This window comes from Kitasatospora sp. NPDC032757 (assembly GCF_055579305.1).
Map to the genome: position 1 here is coordinate 23,019 of NZ_JBVINN010000066.1, position 6,328 is coordinate 29,346.

Sequence of the window (6,328 nt, forward strand, 5' to 3'; positions counted from 1 at the left end):
CCCGGTCCGGGTGGCGGAATGGCAGACGCGCTAGCTTGAGGTGCTAGTGCCCTTTATCGGGCGTGGGGGTTCAAGTCCCCCCTCGGACACCAGCTAAGACCCCTGTTTATCAGGGGTTCTTTGCATTTCTGGGCAGTGGCGTGACCAACCACGTGACCAACAGCCCAGAGAATCCCTGATCAGACCAGGGACGACAGGCCAACCCTGCTGGCATTGCTGGCGGCCAGCTTCCGGGCCCCGTCCTTACGACTGTGCCCATACCGGGCCATCGTGTAGCCCGGCGAGTGATGCCGAACGTTCGCCGACACCTCCACGGGGTTCTCCCCCGCCTCCAGGGCGTTGGTGACGTGCGAGTGCCGTAGGTCGTGAATCCGGAAGTCCTCCGGCAGACCCAGACGGTTCCGAAGCGTGCGCCACCGGGCCGAGACCTTCTCCGGGTCCTGCGGGCCCCCGGCGCGTCCGGCCTTGAACAGCTTGAAGCCGTCCCGGGCGAACACGAGGTCGTGGTCCTGCCAGGCAGGGCCGAGACCCGCCCTGTCTTCCTGCTGCCGCTCCCTCTGCCGCTTGAGCACGCTCATGACGGCCTGGTCGACGTAGATGCTCGCGGCGTCGTCCCCGTCCTTGGTCAGCGGCCGGTGCCGGAAGGTGTTGCCCTCCTCCACCACCACCCAGTGAAGATCAATGGCCCCGGTGTCCCAGTGCACGTCCTTCCAGCGCAACCCCAGGGCCTCACTGCGGCGACACCCGGTCACCGCGATGAAGGTCCACAGCGCCGCATCCCGGAGGCAGTGGTGGGACGGACCACACTTGGTGTTCCCGCACGGCTCCCACACCGCTGCCAGGAACTTGGTGGTCTCGGCATCGTCCAGGGTCGGGTACTTCTGTTCCTGGCCCTTGATCTCCCGCTGTGTCGGGGGGTTCGCGGTCTTGGCCGGGTTCGACGGGATCAGTTTCTTGATCACTGCCCCACCGAGGGCCCCGGACAGGATGTTGTGAACGTGCCGGACGGACTTCTTACCCAGAGGCTTCCCGGCGTTAGTCGGGCACGGCGCCGTCTCCAGCCTCCGGTACAGCTCATCCAACGTGTCGTCAGTGACCTCGTTGAGCTTCACAGCACCGATGTGCGGCTTGATGTGCAGCCGGATCTTCGTCTCGTATCCGGCGACGGTGGTCCCCTCCTTCCGGTGGGTGCTCAGCCACTTGTCCAACCAGTCTCCGAGTGTCATGTCAGAGCGGACGGCCACCTTGCCCGCGTCGTGGTCGGTGTGCCACTGACGGAGCGCCTTCTCCGCCTCGGTCTTGGTCTTGTACTCCCGACCTATCCAGTACCTCTCGTTCTTGTTGGTCACCTTGTTGAGATGCAGGGGCGTGCGGACACCCCAGGTGTTCGGCCGGCCTTTGCGCGGGATCTCCACTGGAGTCCCCCCGAGCCCGTTTCCGCGCTTTGCCACTGGTGCTACCGCTCCTCTCGTTCGTTCTGCCATTCCGTGAGCAACCCGTTCGCCTTGGCCGTGAGCTGCTTGCCGTCCCACAGGCCGAGCGCCTTGGCGCGCTTGACCCGCTCGGACAGGGTTGCCTTGCCGATGCCAAGACGGTCGGCAAGTGACTGCTGCGGTGCCGTGGTCCCCGTCGCCCTCATGCGGACCAGCTCGGCCACCAGGAGGGCGTAGTCCTCTTCGGTCCGGCAGCGCGCCGGGACGGGCCACGGCTTGCTTGCGTCCTGGTCGGCTTCCTGCGCCAGTGAGGCACGGGCCTGGGCCTTGATCTCCGCAAACGGGATCTGCCGGAGCAGGCTGGCGGGGATGCCGTCCGTCTCCAAGGCCGCCGCCATCCCCTGCTCAATCTCTTCATCACTGCCGCCCACTGCGAGACGGATGGTCAGCTCAGAGGGACCGGTGAACGGGGCCCCGGAGGGACACCTGGCAGTCACCCGCCAGGGGCCATAGAAGGCTTGCCATACCAGTTCATCGCCGTCTCGCAGCCACTCAGGTTCTGAGCCAGGTTCGTTTGTTCGCGAGGTCATGACACGACCATAGAGCATCCCGAACAGGCTGCGCCACGTTCGGAAGAGTGTCGCGCATCACTCGATTTGAACTTGCTGCCACATGTTCGGACATGTTGTTCTGAGAACAGGCCGGACAGCAACGGACGGGACAGCCGTCCACCGGACCGCAAGGGAACACACCATGACGGTCGACATCTGGAAGCTGAATGAGGACCTTCCGAAGGAGGTCCTGCATTACTACGAGGACGGTATCCGCGCCGCCTTCACGGCAGGAGAGATCACCACCGAGGGCGTCCGGGTCATCCGCGAAACGGTAGCCACCCGCCTCCGCACCCTTCGCGAGGCGGTGGCTGGTTGACCACTCGCAGCCTGATGACGGTGGATGAAGTAGCCAACTACCTGAACTGCCCGAAGAGTTGGGTCTACTCCAACTGGCGAGACGAAGGTATCCCGTTCCGAAAGGTGGGCCAGTCCCTTCGGTGCCGCCCGCGCGACCTCGAAGCCTGGATAGACCAGCAGGCCCCCTGATCCGTTCCTTTGTTTGCCAGGCCCCCGGCCAACGCCGGGGGCTTTCTCATCCCTCGGAGCAATTTCATGAGCGACAAGCCCGTGCCCTTCACCGACCGTCGCATCCCCCAGGAAGCCGAGTACCGGCGACTTGAACAGGAAGCCGACCGATACCTGAGCGGGACAGAAGATGCCCCCGCGGACTCCTACCCAAGCCGGTGGCACGAATGCGAGCACGACATAGCAACCGCCGTTCTGTGCCCTGATGTTGACCCTCTGACAGAGATCGACGCACTCATGAGGGAACTCCCCGGCACCAGCGATCCCGACCACTACCTAGAACTTCTCGACATGACCACCGGGGCCGCAGCGGCCGGCCTCGGCTTCATGGCCGGGTACGGGATCGAACGCCGGAGTACTCCGGTAGAACACTGCCGTTGGCCTGGCTGCCGAGATCCGCTGTACGCCCCACAGAAGGCCCGGAAGGCAGGCAAGCCAAAGAGGTACTGCCCTGCCCACAAGGGGCCGCGCAGGGCCCGGCTGAAGGCTCTACAGCGAAACGGAATCCACATAGGCAGGCACCGGAACCTGACCTACAACTTTCCCGGCAACCAGGGACAGGACTTGGACGACTACCGGAAGATTTGGACGTGGGTAAATCTGCCTCAGGTCTGACGTGTCGCCTTTATTCAGAACTAGTAGAGGGCATCGCTACTCACTCCCTGTGCGCCCTCTGGAGTTACACCCGCTGGGCGGCGGGTCACTGACGCGGAGGTGAGCCGGGCAGTTACCAAGTCCAAGCATCATGCTAAACGGGTCTCTGCGGATACCTCCCTGTGAGAACCACAGAGATACATGCCTCTCTTACTCTCTGGGCATGGGGGGTAAGGGGGGCAGTGTCTTCTCTTACGTTGTCCTCTTGTGAGGTTCTAGGCCGCCATGAAAGCGGCCCTTGTGACTCTACTTTGATTTGGAGGTGTCGCCATGAGCGACATTGAGATAACTGTTGATGAGGGTTCGGATTCCGTGCCGGCCGCTACGGAAGTCCCTGCGGCCCCGGCGGATCCGACAGATCCGACCGCAGCCATTCGGTCTGAAATCCACCAGGAGTACGCGACCCGCCTTGTTCATGCGGAGCTGAGGATTCAGGCCGCCGTGGGCGGTTTCCAGTTCCCTGATGGTTTTCTCGACCTGCTTGATTCTTCGAAGCTTCTCGGAGAGGACGGAGAGCCATGCACCGATGCGATCACCCTGGCACTCAAGCCGTTCGATGCATTGCGCAAGCCGGAATGGCCACAGCTCCAGGGCGCGGGGTACCACCGAGGATCACCCTACAACAGTGCACCAATTTCCCTTGATGCCCGAAACCGCTAATCCTAGGAGGCCATATGGCTAAGCCTTACCAGAATGCCGGCTCAGAATCGTTTGTCAGCGAGGAATGGAACTCAGCCCTCCTAACCCAGCTTGACCCGCTGCTCGTCTGGGCTTCGCGCATCGTCAGCAACAGGTCTTATGAGGGCGACATTCGAGCCCGCGGCGACCTTGTTCATATCAACTCTCTGACTCGTCCCTCCGTGGGCCAGTACAAGCTTCCGGACGGGATGACGGCACAGCGGCCGGAGACTGTTGATCAGATTCTCCACATCTCTGAGGCCGATTACATCCAGCTCCTCGTTGAAAACATTGAGCGCGTCCAGGTTGCAGGGGCGATGGCGTCGCCTATCAACAAGGAAATGGTGCGCGCCCTGGCCCGTGAAGCGGACTCCTTCGCCGGGCAGGTGATCGCTGCTGGCGCCACTTCCGTGCCGAATATCAAGGTGACTGCCGGGAACGCTCCTCAGGCGCTTTACGGGGCTGTACTCGACCTCATGCTTGAACTGGATGGCTCCGATATTCCGGCAGATCGGTACGTGGTTGTTTCTCCGAAGGTCAAGCGTTACCTCATTGAGCACCCTGCGATTTCCAACGCGGGCGCCTACGGAGAGGCGGGGGTGACTGCTAACGGTGTCGTGGCCCGCCTGGCAGGTTTTACGGTCCTCTCTACGACCGCCATGCCGGCCGGAGTCGATATGGTGGCCGGGCACTCTGATTTCGTCACGGTCGCCTCGCAGCTGAGTGGATTCCGTGTCGGCCAGTCGGAGAAGTATCGCGCCGACTACATCGATGCGGTCCATTTCTACGGCGCCAAGGTCGTCCGCCTGCCGGGCCTTGATGCAGTGAAGCCGGATAAGACGTTCGATGAATCGAAGCCGTCCAAGGGCATTTTGAAGGCTGCCGTCGAGTGGCCTGCCTAAGTCTTTCAACACGGGGCCTCTGCCAATGCGGCAGGGGCCCCACTTCTTTGTTTAGACCACCAGAGGAGCCACATGCCAAAGACCCGAAACCCTAACTCCCCGCATTCGCGATACCGGGAGGCTCAGAAGCTCACACTTCTACCACTCGACCACGGCCTACCGGCACCGGACATGCCGAAGGGGCGGGATTGGTCAGAGCATGAGCAGGCTTACTGGTCAGAGCTCTGGGAGACACCCCAGGCATCCCAATGGGACGACGCCACGGCCGGAATCGTGGCCACTGTCGTAGTTCACTGGTCTGCAATCCTTTCAGGCGTCGCATCGAGCACTCAGCTCATGGAATACCGCCACCTCACGAAGGCCCTGGGGCTCACTCCAGAGGGCATGCGCGTTCTCGGGTGGGTGATGGGCGATGAGTAGCAAGATTGCCCGCCGTAGGGCCGCCCAGGCCGTTAAGAGCGCGGATACGGCATCGGCCGGCACTCATGTGGATGGCGTGGAATGCCCGGGCTACATCACCTTCAGCAATAGCAGCCCTGGCGGCGAGATTCAGTGCTTGATCTGCTGGAACTTGTGGTGCCTTCACATTGCTTGGCTGGGTACTGGGCTGGCCGAACCCTGGGGCGACGAGCAGAAGCATGATGCGAAGACCTGTTTCGAGTGTCGCCAGGCGTGAGGGGAAGGCGGTCCCAACCGGTCGCTACTTCCCATAATTGATTGGCAATCAAACGACGGAAGGAAGGCACCCCCGGTGGGTCCTTAGGCTTCCTAATTACGCATTACCCCCGGGTACATTTACCATCTAGTTATCTAGAAGAAATGCATCCGTGATGCCAGATGGGGTGACTCGAAGGGTTTGACTGGGAGAATGGAGACGTTCGCCGGTCGGGCCGGTGGGCGGGAATGGCAGCCGTAAGAAGCAAGGCTCCGGCTGAACCACTGGACTCTCTCCACTAAGGATTGAAAGAACCCATGCGTACGACTGTCTTGGTGCCCGTTGAGCGTGTTTTCTGTGACGCCCACATTGCCCGTGACGGCAGCGAGGAAGAGGCGACGGAGTCTCTGACCATTGCTGGTCACGCATGGGACCTGTGCTTGGAACACGGTGTCGTCTTCACTCGGTACCTGATGGATGCGCTCGGTGTGCCTGGTCAGCCTGAGGCTGTGCCGGTTGCTGCTGAGCCGACCGTGACCGTTGCCGAACCTGCGATGCCGGAGACCGAGCACGACCAGCAGGACGACACCGAAGACGACGTGACCGAGGCTGAGCCGGTGGTCCGCCCCACGGTGCTGGTGTCCGGTGAGATCCCCGGGTACGAGTGGGACGACGCGAGGGAAGCGGTCCGCAACCTTGGCTATGAGGTCGTGGGCAGGGCCGACGCCAACACGGTGCTGATCATCGTTGGCGAAGGTGCGGAGCGCGCAACTAACTGATCGTTTCAGAATGAGTTGAACTGCACTCTTGCGCCTGGCGATCTTGGTCGGCAGGCTGTCCGGGTGCCTGTTGATCTTGTGCCGGATG

General features: G+C 62.2%; 9 protein-coding genes and 1 tRNA gene. 8 read left to right on the forward strand and 2 right to left on the reverse strand.

Annotation, left to right across the window (positions count from 1 at the left end; translation table 11 throughout):
* Positions 1–4: 4 nt before the first annotated feature.
* Positions 5–92 (forward strand) — tRNA-Leu (locus ACZ5WK_RS38495).
* Between the two features lie 87 nt (positions 93–179).
* Here ACZ5WK_RS38495 and ACZ5WK_RS38500 read toward each other — a convergent pair.
* Together ACZ5WK_RS38500 and ACZ5WK_RS38505 are read right to left on the reverse strand one after the other, a co-directional pair.
* The gene (locus ACZ5WK_RS38500) at positions 180–1,349 is read right to left on the reverse strand and encodes a tyrosine-type recombinase/integrase (protein ID WP_465554935.1); all 1,170 of its coding nucleotides are present in this window, start codon (positions 1,347–1,349) and stop codon (positions 180–182) included.
* Positions 1,350–1,456: 107 nt separating this feature from the next.
* Positions 1,457–2,023: a helix-turn-helix domain-containing protein gene (locus ACZ5WK_RS38505; RefSeq protein WP_465554937.1), complete on the reverse strand. Its 567-nt coding sequence runs from the start codon at positions 2,021–2,023 to the stop codon at positions 1,457–1,459.
* Positions 2,024–2,186: 163 nt separating this feature from the next.
* On the opposite strand from ACZ5WK_RS38505, the gene ACZ5WK_RS38510 reads away from it, so the two are divergent.
* The 7 genes from ACZ5WK_RS38510 to ACZ5WK_RS38540 all read left to right on the forward strand — a co-directional run bounded on the left by ACZ5WK_RS38510 (position 2,187) and on the right by ACZ5WK_RS38540 (position 6,240).
* Positions 2,187–2,363 carry a hypothetical protein gene (locus ACZ5WK_RS38510; RefSeq protein ID WP_465554939.1) on the forward strand — a complete coding sequence of 59 codons (177 nt, stop codon included), beginning with the start codon at positions 2,187–2,189 and terminating at the stop codon, positions 2,361–2,363.
* Between the two features lie 14 nt (positions 2,364–2,377).
* A complete protein-coding gene (locus tag ACZ5WK_RS38515; RefSeq protein WP_465554953.1) occupies positions 2,378–2,533 on the forward strand; it encodes a helix-turn-helix domain-containing protein in 156 nt (51 codons plus the stop codon).
* Between the two features lie 66 nt (positions 2,534–2,599).
* Positions 2,600–3,187 (forward strand): hypothetical protein, encoded by a 588-nt coding sequence (locus tag ACZ5WK_RS38520; RefSeq protein WP_465554941.1) that lies wholly within the window; start codon positions 2,600–2,602, stop codon positions 3,185–3,187.
* A 309-nt stretch (positions 3,188–3,496) separates the two neighbouring features.
* A complete protein-coding gene (locus tag ACZ5WK_RS38525; protein ID WP_465554943.1) occupies positions 3,497–3,886 on the forward strand; it encodes a hypothetical protein in 390 nt (129 codons plus the stop codon).
* Between the two features lie 14 nt (positions 3,887–3,900).
* Positions 3,901–4,806, forward strand: coding sequence for a phage major capsid protein (locus ACZ5WK_RS38530; RefSeq protein WP_465554945.1), 906 nt, complete (start codon positions 3,901–3,903; stop codon positions 4,804–4,806).
* A gap of 412 nt (positions 4,807–5,218) precedes the next feature.
* Complete coding sequence (locus ACZ5WK_RS38535) at positions 5,219–5,482, forward strand: hypothetical protein (RefSeq protein ID WP_465554947.1); 264 nt, start codon at positions 5,219–5,221, stop codon at positions 5,480–5,482.
* 296 nt (positions 5,483–5,778) lie between these two features.
* Positions 5,779–6,240, forward strand: coding sequence for a hypothetical protein (locus ACZ5WK_RS38540; RefSeq protein ID WP_465554949.1), 462 nt, complete (start codon positions 5,779–5,781; stop codon positions 6,238–6,240).
* Positions 6,241–6,328 lie beyond the last annotated feature (88 nt).

Excerpts from the sequence above, each read along its gene's own strand:
- ACZ5WK_RS38505 (WP_465554937.1), bottom strand. The coding sequence starts at position 2,023 with ATGACCTCGCGAACAAACGAACCTGGCTCAGAACCTGAGTGGCTGCGA.
- ACZ5WK_RS38510 (WP_465554939.1), top strand. The coding sequence starts at position 2,187 with ATGACGGTCGACATCTGGAAGCTGAATGAGGACCTTCCGAAGGAGGTC.
- ACZ5WK_RS38515 (WP_465554953.1), top strand. The coding sequence starts at position 2,378 with ATGACGGTGGATGAAGTAGCCAACTACCTGAACTGCCCGAAGAGTTGG.
- ACZ5WK_RS38520 (WP_465554941.1), top strand. The coding sequence starts at position 2,600 with ATGAGCGACAAGCCCGTGCCCTTCACCGACCGTCGCATCCCCCAGGAA.
- ACZ5WK_RS38525 (WP_465554943.1), top strand. The coding sequence starts at position 3,497 with ATGAGCGACATTGAGATAACTGTTGATGAGGGTTCGGATTCCGTGCCG.
- ACZ5WK_RS38530 (WP_465554945.1), top strand. The coding sequence starts at position 3,901 with ATGGCTAAGCCTTACCAGAATGCCGGCTCAGAATCGTTTGTCAGCGAG.
- ACZ5WK_RS38535 (WP_465554947.1), top strand. The coding sequence starts at position 5,219 with ATGAGTAGCAAGATTGCCCGCCGTAGGGCCGCCCAGGCCGTTAAGAGC.
- ACZ5WK_RS38540 (WP_465554949.1), top strand. The coding sequence starts at position 5,779 with ATGCGTACGACTGTCTTGGTGCCCGTTGAGCGTGTTTTCTGTGACGCC.